Source organism: Nostoc sp. FACHB-190 (assembly GCF_014696905.1).
GTDB lineage: Bacteria > Cyanobacteriota > Cyanobacteriia > Cyanobacteriales > Nostocaceae > Nostoc_B.
Genome location: NZ_JACJQW010000050.1, coordinates 26,766 through 40,440 on the forward strand (window position 1 = coordinate 26,766; position 13,675 = coordinate 40,440).

The window sequence follows — 13,675 nt, forward strand, 5'->3', positions numbered from 1 at the left end:
AATGATTGAGGTAGAAAAATGACAAACGCACCAGAACAACCAAGCCGACTTGATCGTGTAGAAGCACTAGCTATCAGAAATACAGAAGCGATCGCCGGACTAGCACAAGAAATGGGACAACTAACAGCGAAGGTAGATAACTTAACCGACAACGTAAATAACCTAACAAACACGGCTACAAGTGTTTTAGGTCGGAGCGCGATTTTGGATGATGTAATACTGGGATTACATGAAACAACAGACATCTTAATCCAAGGTTTCGAGCAACACCAGCGAAACTTTGAACAGCATCAACAAAGCTTTGAACGCCATCAGCAAAATTTTGAAAATAATCAGCGTTCTATTGAAGCTGCGCTAAATCGGCTTGAGGCTATGTTGTTACAAATAATCAGAAGATTTGAGTAGGTAGGTTGTAAAGGCTCGACTTCTCAACAAGGGTGAACAGTAGTGGCTCCCATATCCCTTTTTACAAGCCTATGTAGCTAATTGTTACGCAAACTCTTTCTGACTGTTTTCTATTCAGTAAACCATTATGAAGTCTCGCAATCACAATTTTCTAAATCAGACTCATCCTCATCTACCACAAGAAGTGCCTAAATGGATACATAAAAAGTTTAATATGCAATTATACAGCTACTTGAAGGTCGCTTGGATCTGTATTTTTTACAGGTATAGCCCCTGGCTGAAGCACCCATTGTGCGATCGCGTGTAATATTTCGGCTTTCTCTTTAGGGGAAGCCGACTGAATCAATTGTGCGGCACTGATTTCACCCATTCCTAGCCTCGCTAGGGCAGAAGATTTGATGCTTTCAGGCAAGACATTAAGAATTGAAAAGTAGTCACCTGCTTTTATATCTTGCTTGCGATTTAAAAATCTACTGAGTACGCTATTATCTACGCCAGCACTAACTGCGATCTGCTTCGCAGTCATACCCTCTTCAATAGCTTGGTTGACAGCATCTATTAGAATTTGCTGGTGATTTGTCATTGCTGTTGCACAACTGCAATTATTATACTAATATTTGCATTATAGCAAAATACTTTTTGGTCACAATAGTAGTTTGCTGGTTGACATTTAGTATACACACTGAAAACAAGATTCCCCAACAATTTAAGGTTATTGGGGCAGATAATTCTTGCCTATTTACTATGATACCGAAACTAGACAAAGACTCCAACAATAAAGTTGGGAGTGGCTTCTACTGCTTTGGGCATTCCAATTTAACACAACTGTTAATAGCTCAAGTTACCTGTTCAAAATTTGGGATTATCGTTACTTTTGAACTTATAGAAAGGGGTAATGCGTAATGTCGAAATCAACCCACTACCCCTTGACAGCAGATGAATTTTTTAGGCTCAATGCTGAACTCAAAGATGCTGAACTTAGAGTCTATCTCTGTTTAATGGTTCTTAACCCATTTCAAAATTCTGTGATTGAGATAGATACTAGCCATATTGCCGAGCAATTGGGGCTAACACGGCGTACAGTACAACGAGCAGTTAAACGGTTATGCGAACTACAACTAATTGAAATTGAAATTACCAAGTTCAAGTACAAAAAAGCAGTACACGGTGCTTCATCAAGATTAAAATCTAGCGACAATAGGATCGCCACTGACGACAATAGGATCGTTTCTAGCGATCCTATTGTCGCTACAGACGACACTAGGATCGTTTCTAGCGACAATAGGATCGCCACTACCCCTGTCAAAGCCTTACCAGACAAGGATTCCAGCACTCCTCAGATCAATAATACTTATTTAGACTTTATAGACTCTCTCTCAGAAGAAGAGAGAGAGGACTTTTTAAAATTTGGAGAAAGTGAAGCGACACAGCTAACAAATCCGCCAATTCGATTACCAAGAGCCTGGATTAAAGAGCATTGGGAGGATTTAGCAAGCCGATGGTACAAATCGAAGGGTAAAACACCACCGACGCAAACTGAGAAATGGAAAAATCACCCGCAGCGTCAGGAATGGATTGATAAAATTCGCGCCCTTGGTTTTGCCGCGTTTATTTATGAAAGTGGTAGCCAGGACAGTGAACGGCAGCAATTTTATGAATGGGCAAGCTCACAAAACTTAATCTGGGTGGATGGATCATGAATCTCCCAGAACTCCCAAGAGAGCCAATTCGTGAAGAAGACAAGCCGGGGTATGAAAAGCAGATATGGTCGCCAAGTTGGAGATGTTTCTGCTGTCAGGATACAGGACGAGTTCACGCCCACTTAGTCAAATTAGTTATTCCTGATTATGACTTTGACTGCGATCGCATACCTATTTGTCAGTCACCAGGATGCAAATTTGGTACGAAATGGCTGCATTTAGGCACTGCCAATATTGATATGAGATTAACTGCTCCAATTTGCCAGGAACTTGACAGAATCAGCCGGGATGATTGGCGAAACACAACCAAATTACAGTTTGAGAAGTACAGGCAACGGATAGAAGCATCGTTTAACCAAATTGTTCAGGAACGCAGTTTGACCAAGCGCGATCGCACAGATAACGATAACCGCGAAGTAGCACAGCGCAAGGCAGAAATTGAAGCTATAAGCCCCAAGCAGTGGGCAGTAATGAGGAAATCATACTTAGGAGGCGATGATGAATAGGTTTAAGGAGGGCGATCGCTTTCAATCTAAATATGCAAATGTTACTGGCACATTAATCAAAATCAGGAGCAGTGGCAAAAAACCTTATACCATCCAGTGGGACGACGGGCGAAAAGTCCATTGTGATGAATCTTGGCTCAATAGTATGAAATTCTTAGAGGATAATTCGACAACCAAGGAGGCGATCGCAGAATGCAACTTAAACACGCCAGTTTCTTTGCAGGAATCGCCGGATTTGAACTTGGAATTGAGGCAGCCGGAGCAGCTGACATCATCACTACAGGATTATTCATCGAGAATAACTCCAACGCTCAAGCAGTTCTCAAGCTGCAATATCCCAACATCCCAATCCACAGCGACATCAGCGACTATTACCCTAAACCGGGAGAGTTCAACCTTTACACAATTGGATTTCCTTGTACTGGAACAAGCGGCGCAGGAAACGGTACAGGACTTGAACACCCAGAATCATCCAAATGGTTTGAAGCCCTGCGCTGCATCGCCGATTGCCGCCCCAGCTTCGTCGTCATTGAAAATCCTGAAGGACTTATCCATAGAGGATTACGAGCAGTTCTTGGGGGACTCAGAATGGTTGGTTATTGTTGGGACAATCCGCAGCTCATATCGGCGGCGGAAGTTGGATCACCCCAACAACGTAACAGACTCTTCGTTGTTGCCTACACCAACAACTTATGCGAAAGGCTCAACGGGATGCAGGCCAGCTGGTCAGACCAGATTGGAGCAGAAATTGAAGCCATATTTAACCAAAGGCGACAAGTTAAGCCCAGCCGTGCCAGGGTGGATGATGGGCTTCCCCGTTGGCTGGGTGGAAAAAACATTGATGGATGGTGGCGAGACAATATCAGTGCAGCTCCCGTTTACCCCGGAATACGTCACCACACAAACAAACGCCGAGAGTGTAACGACCTCTACGCCCGTGCAGTTTGCCCCCTCCAGGCAGCGATCGCAATTAAGCGAGTCTGTTACCTCGCCAATCTCGCCAACATCGCCAAAGCAAGTTAGCTCCCTACTCCCCACTCCCCATTTTTTAACCAGGGCTAATGCTAAGGCCGGAACTTACGTTGTTGATCAACTTCAATCACTGGGAATTATCAAGCAGAATTTAGGATTTGAGTTTGTTGTAGATTGGTTAAATCCCCCATCTGGTAAGGATGTAACTTACAACTGGGAACGAGATGGTGAACTGATTAAGAAACTTGCGATCGCACTCCTACCTCTCGTAACCAAATTCTTAGAGGAAAATGAGCGCAGCAGCTTCTCCGTGCAGCAAGCAAAACCCAGTAAGCAAAAGGGTTGTCTGTATAAGTATCTTGAAAATAAGAAATTAAAAGACGGAACTATTGCAACTTACCCTCGTGTAATTGGACACAGACAGCCTGATAATCCTACTCATTGGCGGTGGGGCTTTAACTGGGAAGAGAAAATAGACGGTGAGTGGAAGGGGCGCAGTATTGGAAGTGTGCCAGTGGGGGCAGTTCCTATGATTCAGTCAATGCAGAAAGAAGGGGCTAGTTTAGAAGAAATAATCGCTTTTATTCGTAGAGCGAAGGCTAAAAAATAAATTCTTAGAGGATGAGATGATACTAACCGAATCTGAAATACAACAAGTTTTACAGCGAGTCAAAACCGCTTTTCCCAACTTCACCAACTGGGAATACAATAATGAAAAAAACGAGGAGTATTTTGGTTTCTCGGTGTGGGGTGAGTTTGAAATTAAGACTGAAGAACTAATGATACCCCGGCGGTTTTTTATCACACTTGATACTAATCATGAGGATAAATGGCAAGGATGTTTAACGATAGGACTACACAGCTATCTGTGGTCAAGTGCTGATGTGGGGGACGCTCACTTAGTGAGTACAGACCCTTGTGAAACTTTAGAAGAGGCAATTTCAGCACTCAAGGCGAAAATATCAGAACTATTCCAAGTTTTCTTAGCAGGAAATTAGAAAGAATATGCGATCGCATATAAATTTCCTCGCTTGAAAAAGCACAGGGTATCGCGTGCAGAATGCGTTGAGTGATAGCTATCCTATTAGATAGGGTTTTAGCAAAATCAGCAGCAGGTGTTTTACTATGACTAACCCTCAACCGCCACTGCCACAACCCCAACTAGAGCCGGCTGGTATTACCTTTGACCAATATGCAGAATTTACTCCAGAAAAGTTGGAACTGTGGAACGGATACCTGGGCTATGGTGGACAAAACCAATTAGGGTTTCATTTGGCTGTGTTAAGAAATATGGGGCTACTTACAGCAGTTCGTCACACACAATTGTCATTGTGGATAGAAGCCCTTGACTGTCATCTCAAAGAAAAATTAGAAACTGTTAGCGCACAACCAGAAGTAGCCGAAGCAATGTTAAATCGCCTGAATCGGGCAATAGAAGATTTAGCAGTAGTGGCAGAGTATTTGGAGGCACAATAATGTTTCCTGTGGGATTTGGAAAATTACACAGCAATTTGAAGCGAGCTAGAATTCTCTTTAAGAATATCTACTTCAACCTCAGAAAGTATTTTAGGTGGCATTTGTTGTAGGTCACGCAGTGCATCAAAGATATCATCATTATTAAATTTGAAATACTCAGTTAAACTCCCGATGGGATAATTAAATTCCTGATAGCGGTGTTTAAAATATAGTTCAACATTCCCCCGATGTTGCCAAGTTCCTAACACCTTAATGACAACATTTTTGTAGTGTGCAAGTAAATCTCTTTCTACTTCTCCCACCCTCTGTATAACTGGTCTAGTGGTAACTCCTATTTTATACAAAGTTCCTTTGTTAGTTTGAATCTCTAAAAAATATAGAGTGCAAGATAATACACGTTTAAGTTGAGCGCGATACAGTCTTACATCAGTGAGTCTGTAGGCTAAATCAGGAGTATTTTTATGCTTGGCGTGTTCAAATGCTAACTCAAGTTTCAGCAGTTTTTTAAATAAAAACGGTTCTTGTACTTCGTTGAATAAGGACAACTCTAACGATCCAACAGGAATTTTACCTAAATCACTAAATTCATAACTAGGTGGCTTTAAAAATACATTTTTTCTCAACATTCCTGTTTTGATTAAACCGCGAGGAATTAAGTCAAAGCTAATAGGATAGTTTTTAGAACCGTATTCCTGCCAAAGAAGTTTTAATTGCTTCAGATCCTTACCTGATAGCTGAATATTAAAATTGTCATACAGTGGTAAAGTAGGAAAGTCTCGTTTAGCTACAGGGTGACAAGTTTCTTCATTATGGGCAAAATGATGTTCTTTGACTTTGCCTTTTTTAGCAATTAAACTACCCTGGCAATAAGGACACTTAAGTAAAGTCTTCCCGCTAGGGACATCTTCAATACATACTAATATCTCATCTTTATCTACACCGTATTTTAGCCACATTGCCACACTATAATTTAAAAGTTGAATTTGCTCTTACCAGTGTGCTTCAACTTTTCAAAAATGTGTCTATCTTTTGGGCTAATGTCAGGTAAATTTAGTTGAGTATATTGATGCGATCTCTTGTAGTTTGGAAATTCTTAGAGGAAATTATACAAAGTTATTAGCGATCGCTTGGTCTCAAAGCATTGCATCGTGAAAGCTGTTAGTCAGTTATAGGAGATAATCTACTGGTTTGTAATCAAGAGTGATGACATTGGAACCCAACCAGCTAAACCTATTTCCAGATGTGACACCCACACCTACACGCAGACCAGAGAGATTGGTGATGAGTGCTGATGCCCTGCTACGGTGGAAAGGGCAGATTTTGGATTATCAGCAACGGGTGAGGACTATATTGCTAGTTACTAAGACCTGCATTATCGCTATGAGTTGCAAACAGCAGTCAACATTGCTTTTTGGTGGGATGCCCCGGTTGAGCGACGCGCACGGCAGGAGTTAGAGTTCAGCTTGATTTTAAAGTGGCGCAGTCCATTTAATAAGGAGAATTGGCAATTATGGGGGCAACCGTTTAGTTAGTAGAAGTAAAGTTTAGTATCAAATTTTCCTCTAAGAATTTGTTGGGCTGGGCGATCGCATCCAAAACCGTTTCATTCAGCTATTTTTCCAGAAGAATGAAATATAGGATGAAGTGCCGATGGTGGAAAACCTTCTCTTAAAAGTTGGTGTCTATTCATATAGTCACTATCAAGAATTCCATAGCATTTATTCTTTTGTGCCATTTCCACTACAAAATCATTATTGAATACTACACCAAAATAAGTACTACCCTTAAAATTTTTTCCTATCCAAGTTGGGTCAATTACATCTCCATCATTATTGACCAGCCAAGCATGGGATACAGCTATGTCAACATCATCACTAATAGCAAACCCTTCACAGTAATTAAGTTTCGGGAAATTTATTAGAGCTTTTAAGCAGTTCTCAAAGCATGACTTTGGTTGACCCTTAAATGGTGGTTTAACACTTTTTAAAAAAGGTTGACCATAATCTAAAATTAGTTTTTGTGTACTTTTATAGCGAAAATCAGAACGAGTGTTAAGGTTATCAATTAAGTCGGCTTGCTGTTTTAATATTACCAGCAGACGGTCTAAATTATGATTCATAATTATATTAATAATAATTAGTATGTATTTATGAATATTTCTGTATTAGCTAGATATTAAACCACCAATACTTATGTAGCCCACGCATTTTTGAATTCGCATTACCATGTTCATCTGACCATGTAAGTGTACTATTATCACCACATACATAACCATCACCACCAAATTTATTTATACCCTCTTCTATTATTTCCATCATCGCTTTAATAATTGTTTTTTCACTGACGGAGATATTGTAGTTGTCTAAAAGAAGCTTTTTGATGTCTTGAGCGCAAACACCATCAAAAAATCTAGGTTTTTCAGCAAGGATATTAATAATAAAAGTTTTCAATTCTTCAGATTTCATTATTGTAAAATCACCATATCTTATATATTTTTAATATATTTATTGATTTATTAAAAATTATTCTATGGGTTTTAACCAACCAACACATTTTTCATAATGAAATGCCTTGGTTTCACAATCAGCAATTCTAACAACTTCCTCTTCATGATTAGGAACAGGACAAGACCCGAAATATCCTTGTTTTATAGAACCATTCTCTAATAATAAAAAATAAGTTCCATATTCTTCAGGTAGTCCTTCAATTAATTCAAACTTTAATATTTTATTTGACATTTTAATTATCCTTGAATAAATCTCTAAAATCCTTGTTGTTCTAAATCCTTTAGTTTTTCTAGTTTCCGATTCAAAAGTGCTGCATCAGTTTCAGGTTCACCATCTTTATCAAACCTGCGTTCTTCTTCTAGCCATTCCAACAATTCGATTTTTGGGCGAAACGACATTATAGGGCGCTTTTGATTATACTTTTCTTGCGACTCATAAACTTTATCACGATTAGCTTCATTCCAACGTTGTTGGTTAGACTTAGCAGAAGAATTAGATTCAGAAAACTCTGGCATTACCTCAATTTTGAGATAGCCTCCTTTACTTTTGAACTGCCAGTTATTGTTGTAATAATCGAAGTGTTTTTTAGCTCCTTTTTCAGTCTTCCAACGCTTACACAAGTGAAAATCTCTATTAGTCCAAGCATATTCAAGATTTTTGTTAAATGTGTAGAGCCAACCTAAAGGCTCATCCTCTTTTGTATAGCAACGATATCCGTAATACATCAGTCAAAACTTAATTTAATTAATAGGTTCGTGTTCGCTAAGATATTTTTTGATAATTTGTTCAATTTCTGATTCCATTGCATCCATGTGACCATCTATATCGGTATACCAGCCGTACTGATTGAGTACTTTAATAGCAGCCTGTACTGCCAAGGCCGCAGCTTTATCACGTCTACTTTCAGGTGATGCTAAATATGCCTTATATTCTTCTTCGTTTTGTTGCTGACGTTGTGCTGCTTTTTCTATAACAGCTTGAGCTTTTTCTACAGTGCATAAATAAGTTGGGTCGCCAAGAGCGCCAATTTCTCTTCCTTGTGAAGTGTAGCGAATGCCTGATTTTAAAGTAACTATACCAGTTGGTGATACTTGAGCAATTTCTTCAATTATGGCTTTAGTACCTCTTTTATCATCGTAAAAAAATACGCCAATTTTATCCCCTGTCATATTTTGCTATTAGAAAATAAACTCAATTGATGGCGATATTTTTATAGCACGTTCGCCTCCTTTACTTAGACCAAAAGCACCACGATCAGAAGGGCGGTAATCACCAGTTTTATAAATCACATCTTTAGCCCCAGCCATTGCTGCAATTTCTTGACTTTGGTTTTTAATGAGAGTTTGTAGTCTTCGAGTATTTATACCTGGAACACGAGCTAAAAATGTTTTTGTTGACTGTGATACTCGATTTAATACACCCATCTCTATATAAATTTTTATTGCAGTTTCTAGTGCGGCTTTCTCTTCATTAGTCATGTAATTTTTAGTCATTACGACATTAAACTCAATTCCAGCAGTGCCTCAGTTTGCGTTAATAAACGGTCTGTGTACGGCGATCGCCAACACACCCCCGGCTGGTTTGCGTTTTCTTCCTTGCATCATCCGGCTGCTTGTAGCTTTTGCGCTTGGGCATCACGTTGAATAATTCCTGCCACAAGTTCTTTAGCCTGTCCCAACGTATCTACTCGCCGCAGTTTGCTTTTTTGGTTGCTGCTAACTGTAAATGAATTTGCCCCACTTCTATCTTCAATCAACCAACCCTTAGCGGCGTTATTCCGTCCTGGTATGCCATTGGAGTAATAAGTATTGCGGATGTAAAACCTGCCATCAGGGGTAAGATATTCACCTGCTTCGATACGTTGCAGTTTCATGATGGTTTTAATAGGAATGCTCAGAATGTGCGATCGCTTAAGCCGTAGCCTATTGCGTACTCTTCTATTGTACATAGTAAACTATGAAAAAACAAGCTGAGAAAATTATATTTATAGCGATCGCAATTAAATTGGTAGATCCAGCCGCCTGTTATATTACTTCTTGGATTGTGATTGCACTGATGTAATGGTGGAGTAATCACCGCTTTTTAATTAAGACGATTAGCAATAATCTCTATTAATTTTGCGATTTCTTCAAGTTTCGCATTCTCTGAAGGGATAATAGATATTAAAGACAAAGAATGCCTATCCAAGACTTTTTGTGTATGAACTGGAAGATTAGCATAAGTGCATCCGTTTAATTCTGTCTTAACTTCTAATCCACTTAAAACTAATTGATTACTGTAAAAATCTACAATTGCTTTTAACCTTTGTTTACCATCAATCACTTTGTAGGTATGATATGACCTATCGTAAAGAACAATTGGCATTACAGGGAAATTAAGAATAAAAGATTCAATTAGCTGAGATTTTTTAATGTCATCCCAATCAAGAGCAGATTGACTATCATTATCAATCATCATGTAGTTAGAATTAGACCTGATATTTTCAACTAATATTGGTAACTTGATTCTGTCAATTTGTTGAATGACTCTGTTCAAAACAGAGTCATATTTGGCATTGATTTCATCGTCTGTCATCATGATGATTCCTTAGCTGACAAAATTGTATTTATAGTAACCCCGATTAAATAAAAGACCTAGCCGCCCATTTATGAAACTTAGAATGCAGTGTAATTATTCGTTCTCTAAAAGCTTATAAATATATTCAGGTTCTAGTCCTCTACGACTTCTAACGGGTGATTTCTTACGTTGAATCTTTTCAACTGTACGTTTTTTAGTCAATTGATTTAGCAATGAACTAATTGAGTTAGGGTTCATACCTGTATTTGATGCAATCTCAGCACGAGTAGCACTACCGCCTAGTTTTCTAATAGTTCTAATAATCTTCTCTTGGCTTCCAGGTTCATATTGTTTATCTTGATTTATTTCTATACCAATAGTTGCTAAAACCTTATTAGTTAATTGCTCTTTGATATCATCATCAATCGACAAATTTTCAATCTCACTTAATGTTTGGACTGCTAAGTAAAGTGCTTGTATCGTTTCTAAAGATTCCATCTGCTGATTATGATTCCTTTCCACCCATCACTAAAACTGGTTCAATCCAAACTAATTTTCTTTGCTGCCTGCCTTCTCCGTAAGGTTGATTCCGTAAAAAACCTCTGCGCCAATGGACGCTTTTAGTACCATGTGTACTGCTACTAGCTTCACTGTTTTGTGTCCCTTCACGTTTAAGCCGATATCCTTGTCCTAGCCAAAGTGGTTGATAAAAATCTTGCGCTTGTGCTTTGCCAAAGCCTTTATTTATTCTAACTATTTCGCTTGTTGTATCTACAAGTTCAGGACGACACTCCATTATCAAAATTAATCGCAGGAATATTGATTGCAAATACTCATTGAATCCTGCAACCACTTTAGGGTCAATATCTTTAGCGTCGGTATAGCTAAGTTTTTGTCCATCAATTTTAAATCGGCGGCAAAAGAAACTAGACCCATCGGTTGCTGCCCAATAAAGAATATCCTCTTCATTATCGTAAGTCCAAAAAATAGCATTAACGCTATTATTTTCAGGAGAAAGAATTACACCTTTGGGTAACATAAACATTCCCGTTTTCATTGCCCAGTTTAAATTCTCAATCTCGACGTTTAAAACTGATTGCAATAAGGCTTCGAGTAAATCTTTGTTCACCCAATATGCCGGACATTTGGCTTGACCGACTTTAAACAATGTATACGCGCTGACATACATCGATTCTGCGGGATTAGTTATTAATCCGCGCCGTAGTTTTTGTTCTTCCGTAGAGTAATAAATATCAGCAACAATACCGCACATTTTCTCATAGCTTTCGTAACCGTCTACATGAATAACGGGACGAATAACAATTTCTTTATACCAACCTCTGGGTTTTTTGCTCATGCAGCACGTCTCAAAAATTCCTCTCGATGCCATTGTAGAGAATCTTGTCTTGGATAATACTGCACTTGGGCGGGTAAGATGATGCGATCGCCCTCAAACTCCCGCATTGGTTTAGCGTTGGGTGAATCTTCGCGGATGCGGTCAGACACAATAATACGGTAATCGTCATCAATAGTGAACCAGTACCTATCGAAAGCCCAGTGATGATTTTTGCACAGTGCCAACCCATTATCGATGCGGTCGTCGTAGAACTGGGAGAATGGTTTAATGTGTGACCCATCCACAATGTTTTGACCGTTGGCATCAAGTATTTGCAATCCGCAGAAGGCGCAAGTGTGGTTATAAGTTGAGACAACAATTTTACGGAACGCACCATCTCGCACAATTACAGCTTGTTCGTCTTCCAATTCTTCTGGTTTGTAGACCTTACCGCCAGAGCGTTGCAACTGGCCTTGTAGTTCAGCAAAAGCGTTGATTTGCAACAATGACTCGATATCTTGAGTGCGATCATTAAACCATGAATTAATCAAAACATGAGTCAATACAGTTCTGTCTTGGGGATTTTGCAGCAGTGACCATAACTCATCATCAACGTAGGCGTACTCTACTGTTTCCCTGATGATGCTGGGAGTCCTGATTTTTACCTTGGCTTTCATCCATCCCTCAAAGCCCAGTTTCATTTGGTAATGCCAAAATCCATCAGTGGTAAGGTGGTAAAACGGCAGTCCAATATCCGGTTTGCGTACTGGTTCTAAATGGCTCCACAGCTTCAGAAAAGTGGCGATGAGTTCGGCATTGAACAAGATTTGGTTTTTGATTATTTGTCTGTTTGCTATCATTTCAATTACAGACAGCAGCAAAATGGGTTTATTAGGCGCACCAGGGCTAACATTTAACCCCTGCTTGCCAACAACAGACCTCTTAGAAAACTTCTTAACGTAGTAAGCTAAATCTTTGGCCATTTACAGTTATAACTATGCGCGAGTTTCGATGTACACGTAACGCATTATACTTACACGACTGCATAGGTCGAGATGACCTCAGAGAACGCCAGGGGCGTTACATCTGGGCAGTCAACGAAGAAGCTGCATTGCAGGAAATGGCACGGCGGTATCCAGATGAAACTGAGGCGGGGTTTACTGTGGAGAAGTGGGAAGGGTTTAATGTGAAGGTGGTAGAAATAAAACGCGATGAAAATGGGGATATTATTGATTGATAGAAACTCTGAATTGGATTGACAAATCTGCATGGGCAGACGGTGAATGGCAACAAGAACCTGATAGAGTTGAATGGGTTTATCTGGGATTACCTTGTTTAATAGTCAGACAAGACCCAGGTTTTTTGTGTGGTTATGTGGGTATTCCTCCAACTCATCCTTATTATGGTAAGGATTGGACAAACAACGAATTAAAGTCCATTCAAGTTCATGGAAAAATTACGTTCTCTAAAGCATCTCAGCAAAGTGATGATCCAAGAGCAGTTTGTCATCAACTATTACCAATAACTGATAATTATTGGTGGGTAGGGTTTGACTGTACCCATAGTGAAGATATTTCTCCAATTATTGTGAATATTTTTAATTATAGGGATGCTACATATAAAAATTTAGAATTTGTCAAAAATCAAGTTGAATATTTGGCACAGCAATTAAGTACATTGAAAACAGAATAGATTATGTCATCAGGCAGCATCATTATTAACACAATTCTCAAACACGATACTAAGGTAACAAACTACAAAATCACCTTGTTACGGGCAATTAATGATGTTGTCCTCAGCTTCCCTGATTTGCGGAACAAGAAAGCAAATTTTGACAAGATGTCCATTACACATTGAACTTCGATTTTCAAGAGGTTTGACAAAAGGAGTCTAAAAATGAGTGAATCACTAAATGCTGCTCAAAGCGAACTGCAAGTTATGGAGTTTTTTGCAGCAGCCCTCCAAGATAAAGTTTTGTTAAACCAACTCATGGAAGCAATGGGTGTGAAAGATAATGCTGCAATCATAGCTATGGCTGCCGAGCATGGCTATAATTTCTCTCAAGAATCATTGCACCAGGGTTTAACAAAGGTATTCCATTTAACAATACCGTAGCCAATTTACGAGGGTTCAACACCTGTAGAAACGGGATGAATACGTCCTAAAGAAGTAAGCTTGGCAAAAATCTGACTTAATAAAATAGGCTCAGGCATTTCA

The 13,675-nt window shown here is 39.3% G+C and carries 25 protein-coding genes; 12 read left to right on the forward strand and 13 right to left on the reverse strand.

Annotation, left to right across the window (positions count from 1 at the left end; all coding sequences use genetic code 11):
- The first annotated feature begins 18 nt into the window (after window positions 1–18).
- Complete coding sequence (locus H6G28_RS31790) at window positions 19–405, forward strand: hypothetical protein (RefSeq protein ID WP_190676908.1); 387 nt, start codon at window positions 19–21, stop codon at window positions 403–405.
- A gap of 220 nt (window positions 406–625) precedes the next feature.
- On the opposite strand, the gene H6G28_RS31795 is transcribed toward H6G28_RS31790, so the two are convergent.
- A complete protein-coding gene (locus H6G28_RS31795; protein ID WP_190676911.1) occupies window positions 626–988 on the reverse strand; it encodes a hypothetical protein in 363 nt (120 codons plus the stop codon).
- Window positions 989–1,331: 343 nt separating this feature from the next.
- On the opposite strand from H6G28_RS31795, the gene H6G28_RS31800 reads away from it, so the two are divergent.
- From H6G28_RS31800 to H6G28_RS31825, 6 genes are all read left to right on the forward strand, one after another.
- The gene (locus H6G28_RS31800) at window positions 1,332–2,105 is read left to right on the forward strand and encodes a helix-turn-helix domain-containing protein (RefSeq protein WP_206758274.1); all 774 of its coding nucleotides are present in this window, start codon (window positions 1,332–1,334) and stop codon (window positions 2,103–2,105) included.
- A complete protein-coding gene (locus tag H6G28_RS31805; protein ID WP_190676915.1) occupies window positions 2,102–2,611 on the forward strand; it encodes a hypothetical protein in 510 nt (169 codons plus the stop codon). Before H6G28_RS31800 ends, H6G28_RS31805 begins: the two co-directional genes overlap by 4 nt.
- A gap of 192 nt (window positions 2,612–2,803) precedes the next feature.
- Window positions 2,804–3,634, forward strand: coding sequence for a DNA cytosine methyltransferase (locus H6G28_RS37875; RefSeq protein WP_190676917.1), 831 nt, complete (start codon window positions 2,804–2,806; stop codon window positions 3,632–3,634).
- Complete coding sequence (locus H6G28_RS37880) at window positions 3,549–4,193, forward strand: hypothetical protein (RefSeq protein WP_190676919.1); 645 nt, start codon at window positions 3,549–3,551, stop codon at window positions 4,191–4,193. The genes H6G28_RS37875 and H6G28_RS37880 overlap by 86 nt, the downstream gene beginning before the upstream one ends.
- A gap of 16 nt (window positions 4,194–4,209) precedes the next feature.
- The gene (locus H6G28_RS31820; RefSeq protein ID WP_190676920.1) at window positions 4,210–4,581 is read left to right on the forward strand and encodes a hypothetical protein; all 372 of its coding nucleotides are present in this window, start codon (window positions 4,210–4,212) and stop codon (window positions 4,579–4,581) included.
- A gap of 127 nt (window positions 4,582–4,708) precedes the next feature.
- Window positions 4,709–5,059: a hypothetical protein gene (locus H6G28_RS31825; protein WP_190676922.1), complete on the forward strand. Its 351-nt coding sequence runs from the start codon at window positions 4,709–4,711 to the stop codon at window positions 5,057–5,059.
- A 23-nt stretch (window positions 5,060–5,082) separates the two neighbouring features.
- On the opposite strand, the gene H6G28_RS31830 is transcribed toward H6G28_RS31825, so the two are convergent.
- On the reverse strand, window positions 5,083–6,015 hold the full coding sequence (locus H6G28_RS31830; protein WP_190676924.1) for a GIY-YIG nuclease family protein: 933 nt from the start codon (window positions 6,013–6,015) through the stop codon (window positions 5,083–5,085).
- 247 nt (window positions 6,016–6,262) lie between these two features.
- Here H6G28_RS31830 and H6G28_RS31835 point away from each other — a divergent pair, with 247 nt between their 5' ends.
- Window positions 6,263–6,514: a hypothetical protein gene (locus H6G28_RS31835; RefSeq protein ID WP_242054701.1), complete on the forward strand. Its 252-nt coding sequence runs from the start codon at window positions 6,263–6,265 to the stop codon at window positions 6,512–6,514.
- 148 nt (window positions 6,515–6,662) lie between these two features.
- On the opposite strand, the gene H6G28_RS31840 is transcribed toward H6G28_RS31835, so the two are convergent.
- From H6G28_RS31840 to H6G28_RS31890, 11 genes are all read right to left on the reverse strand, one after another.
- The gene (locus H6G28_RS31840; protein ID WP_190676926.1) at window positions 6,663–7,178 is read right to left on the reverse strand and encodes a hypothetical protein; all 516 of its coding nucleotides are present in this window, start codon (window positions 7,176–7,178) and stop codon (window positions 6,663–6,665) included.
- A 49-nt stretch (window positions 7,179–7,227) separates the two neighbouring features.
- Window positions 7,228–7,524, reverse strand: coding sequence for a hypothetical protein (locus H6G28_RS31845; RefSeq protein WP_190676928.1), 297 nt, complete (start codon window positions 7,522–7,524; stop codon window positions 7,228–7,230).
- 57 nt (window positions 7,525–7,581) lie between these two features.
- The gene (locus tag H6G28_RS31850; protein ID WP_190676930.1) at window positions 7,582–7,797 is read right to left on the reverse strand and encodes a hypothetical protein; all 216 of its coding nucleotides are present in this window, start codon (window positions 7,795–7,797) and stop codon (window positions 7,582–7,584) included.
- 23 nt (window positions 7,798–7,820) lie between these two features.
- Complete coding sequence (locus tag H6G28_RS31855; protein ID WP_190676932.1) at window positions 7,821–8,291, reverse strand: hypothetical protein; 471 nt, start codon at window positions 8,289–8,291, stop codon at window positions 7,821–7,823.
- Window positions 8,292–8,306: 15 nt separating this feature from the next.
- A complete protein-coding gene (locus tag H6G28_RS31860) occupies window positions 8,307–8,735 on the reverse strand; it encodes a hypothetical protein (protein WP_190676934.1) in 429 nt (142 codons plus the stop codon).
- Window positions 8,736–8,744: 9 nt separating this feature from the next.
- Window positions 8,745–9,059 carry a hypothetical protein gene (locus tag H6G28_RS31865; RefSeq protein WP_190676935.1) on the reverse strand — a complete coding sequence of 105 codons (315 nt, stop codon included), beginning with the start codon at window positions 9,057–9,059 and terminating at the stop codon, window positions 8,745–8,747.
- A gap of 107 nt (window positions 9,060–9,166) precedes the next feature.
- A complete protein-coding gene (locus tag H6G28_RS31870; protein ID WP_190676937.1) occupies window positions 9,167–9,514 on the reverse strand; it encodes a hypothetical protein in 348 nt (115 codons plus the stop codon).
- A 134-nt stretch (window positions 9,515–9,648) separates the two neighbouring features.
- The gene (locus H6G28_RS31875; protein ID WP_190676939.1) at window positions 9,649–10,143 is read right to left on the reverse strand and encodes a DUF262 domain-containing protein; all 495 of its coding nucleotides are present in this window, start codon (window positions 10,141–10,143) and stop codon (window positions 9,649–9,651) included.
- 93 nt (window positions 10,144–10,236) lie between these two features.
- Window positions 10,237–10,620: an ATP-binding protein gene (locus tag H6G28_RS31880; protein WP_190594812.1), complete on the reverse strand. Its 384-nt coding sequence runs from the start codon at window positions 10,618–10,620 to the stop codon at window positions 10,237–10,239.
- Between the two features lie 7 nt (window positions 10,621–10,627).
- Window positions 10,628–11,479, reverse strand: coding sequence for an AcrVA2 family anti-CRISPR protein (locus H6G28_RS31885; protein WP_190676941.1), 852 nt, complete (start codon window positions 11,477–11,479; stop codon window positions 10,628–10,630).
- Entirely contained in the window at window positions 11,476–12,441 is a 966-nt protein-coding gene (locus H6G28_RS31890; protein WP_190676943.1) for an HNH endonuclease, read from the reverse strand. The genes H6G28_RS31885 and H6G28_RS31890 overlap by 4 nt, the downstream gene beginning before the upstream one ends.
- 14 nt (window positions 12,442–12,455) lie before the next feature.
- Here H6G28_RS31890 and H6G28_RS31895 point away from each other — a divergent pair, with 14 nt between their 5' ends.
- From H6G28_RS31895 to H6G28_RS31910, 4 genes are read left to right on the forward strand one after another with little or no spacing between them, the layout of a single operon-like run.
- Window positions 12,456–12,695, forward strand: a complete 240-nt coding sequence (locus H6G28_RS31895) for a hypothetical protein (RefSeq protein WP_190676945.1) — start codon at window positions 12,456–12,458, stop codon at window positions 12,693–12,695.
- Window positions 12,692–13,150 carry a hypothetical protein gene (locus tag H6G28_RS31900; RefSeq protein ID WP_199332985.1) on the forward strand — a complete coding sequence of 153 codons (459 nt, stop codon included), beginning with the start codon at window positions 12,692–12,694 and terminating at the stop codon, window positions 13,148–13,150. Before H6G28_RS31895 ends, H6G28_RS31900 begins: the two co-directional genes overlap by 4 nt.
- A gap of 3 nt (window positions 13,151–13,153) precedes the next feature.
- Window positions 13,154–13,315: a DUF8808 domain-containing protein gene (locus tag H6G28_RS31905; protein ID WP_190594828.1), complete on the forward strand. Its 162-nt coding sequence runs from the start codon at window positions 13,154–13,156 to the stop codon at window positions 13,313–13,315.
- 39 nt (window positions 13,316–13,354) lie between these two features.
- The gene (locus H6G28_RS31910) at window positions 13,355–13,573 is read left to right on the forward strand and encodes a Nif11-like leader peptide family natural product precursor (RefSeq protein ID WP_190676947.1); all 219 of its coding nucleotides are present in this window, start codon (window positions 13,355–13,357) and stop codon (window positions 13,571–13,573) included.
- The last annotated feature ends 102 nt before the right edge of the window (window positions 13,574–13,675 follow it).

What these genes read in the sequence shown, in the direction of transcription:
- H6G28_RS31840 (WP_190676926.1), bottom strand. Translation starts at nt 7,178, where the DNA reads ATGAATCATAATTTAGACCGTCTGCTGGTAATATTAAAACAGCAAGCC.
- H6G28_RS31905 (WP_190594828.1), top strand. Translation starts at nt 13,154, where the DNA reads ATGTCATCAGGCAGCATCATTATTAACACAATTCTCAAACACGATACT.
- H6G28_RS31790 (WP_190676908.1), top strand. Translation starts at nt 19, where the DNA reads ATGACAAACGCACCAGAACAACCAAGCCGACTTGATCGTGTAGAAGCA.
- H6G28_RS31870 (WP_190676937.1), bottom strand. Translation starts at nt 9,514, where the DNA reads ATGTACAATAGAAGAGTACGCAATAGGCTACGGCTTAAGCGATCGCAC.
- H6G28_RS31830 (WP_190676924.1), bottom strand. Translation starts at nt 6,015, where the DNA reads ATGTGGCTAAAATACGGTGTAGATAAAGATGAGATATTAGTATGTATT.
- H6G28_RS31885 (WP_190676941.1), bottom strand. Translation starts at nt 11,479, where the DNA reads ATGAGCAAAAAACCCAGAGGTTGGTATAAAGAAATTGTTATTCGTCCC.
- H6G28_RS31845 (WP_190676928.1), bottom strand. Translation starts at nt 7,524, where the DNA reads ATGAAATCTGAAGAATTGAAAACTTTTATTATTAATATCCTTGCTGAA.
- H6G28_RS31880 (WP_190594812.1), bottom strand. Translation starts at nt 10,620, where the DNA reads ATGGAATCTTTAGAAACGATACAAGCACTTTACTTAGCAGTCCAAACA.
- H6G28_RS31825 (WP_190676922.1), top strand. Translation starts at nt 4,709, where the DNA reads ATGACTAACCCTCAACCGCCACTGCCACAACCCCAACTAGAGCCGGCT.
- H6G28_RS31850 (WP_190676930.1), bottom strand. Translation starts at nt 7,797, where the DNA reads ATGTCAAATAAAATATTAAAGTTTGAATTAATTGAAGGACTACCTGAA.
- H6G28_RS31835 (WP_242054701.1), top strand. Translation starts at nt 6,263, where the DNA reads ATGACATTGGAACCCAACCAGCTAAACCTATTTCCAGATGTGACACCC.
- H6G28_RS31895 (WP_190676945.1), top strand. Translation starts at nt 12,456, where the DNA reads ATGCGCGAGTTTCGATGTACACGTAACGCATTATACTTACACGACTGC.
- H6G28_RS31805 (WP_190676915.1), top strand. Translation starts at nt 2,102, where the DNA reads ATGAATCTCCCAGAACTCCCAAGAGAGCCAATTCGTGAAGAAGACAAG.
- H6G28_RS37875 (WP_190676917.1), top strand. Translation starts at nt 2,804, where the DNA reads ATGCAACTTAAACACGCCAGTTTCTTTGCAGGAATCGCCGGATTTGAA.
- H6G28_RS31910 (WP_190676947.1), top strand. Translation starts at nt 13,355, where the DNA reads ATGAGTGAATCACTAAATGCTGCTCAAAGCGAACTGCAAGTTATGGAG.
- H6G28_RS31820 (WP_190676920.1), top strand. Translation starts at nt 4,210, where the DNA reads ATGATACTAACCGAATCTGAAATACAACAAGTTTTACAGCGAGTCAAA.
- H6G28_RS31795 (WP_190676911.1), bottom strand. Translation starts at nt 988, where the DNA reads ATGACAAATCACCAGCAAATTCTAATAGATGCTGTCAACCAAGCTATT.
- H6G28_RS31855 (WP_190676932.1), bottom strand. Translation starts at nt 8,291, where the DNA reads ATGTATTACGGATATCGTTGCTATACAAAAGAGGATGAGCCTTTAGGT.
- H6G28_RS31890 (WP_190676943.1), bottom strand. Translation starts at nt 12,441, where the DNA reads ATGGCCAAAGATTTAGCTTACTACGTTAAGAAGTTTTCTAAGAGGTCT.
- H6G28_RS31865 (WP_190676935.1), bottom strand. Translation starts at nt 9,059, where the DNA reads ATGACTAAAAATTACATGACTAATGAAGAGAAAGCCGCACTAGAAACT.
- H6G28_RS31860 (WP_190676934.1), bottom strand. Translation starts at nt 8,735, where the DNA reads ATGACAGGGGATAAAATTGGCGTATTTTTTTACGATGATAAAAGAGGT.
- H6G28_RS31875 (WP_190676939.1), bottom strand. Translation starts at nt 10,143, where the DNA reads ATGATGACAGACGATGAAATCAATGCCAAATATGACTCTGTTTTGAAC.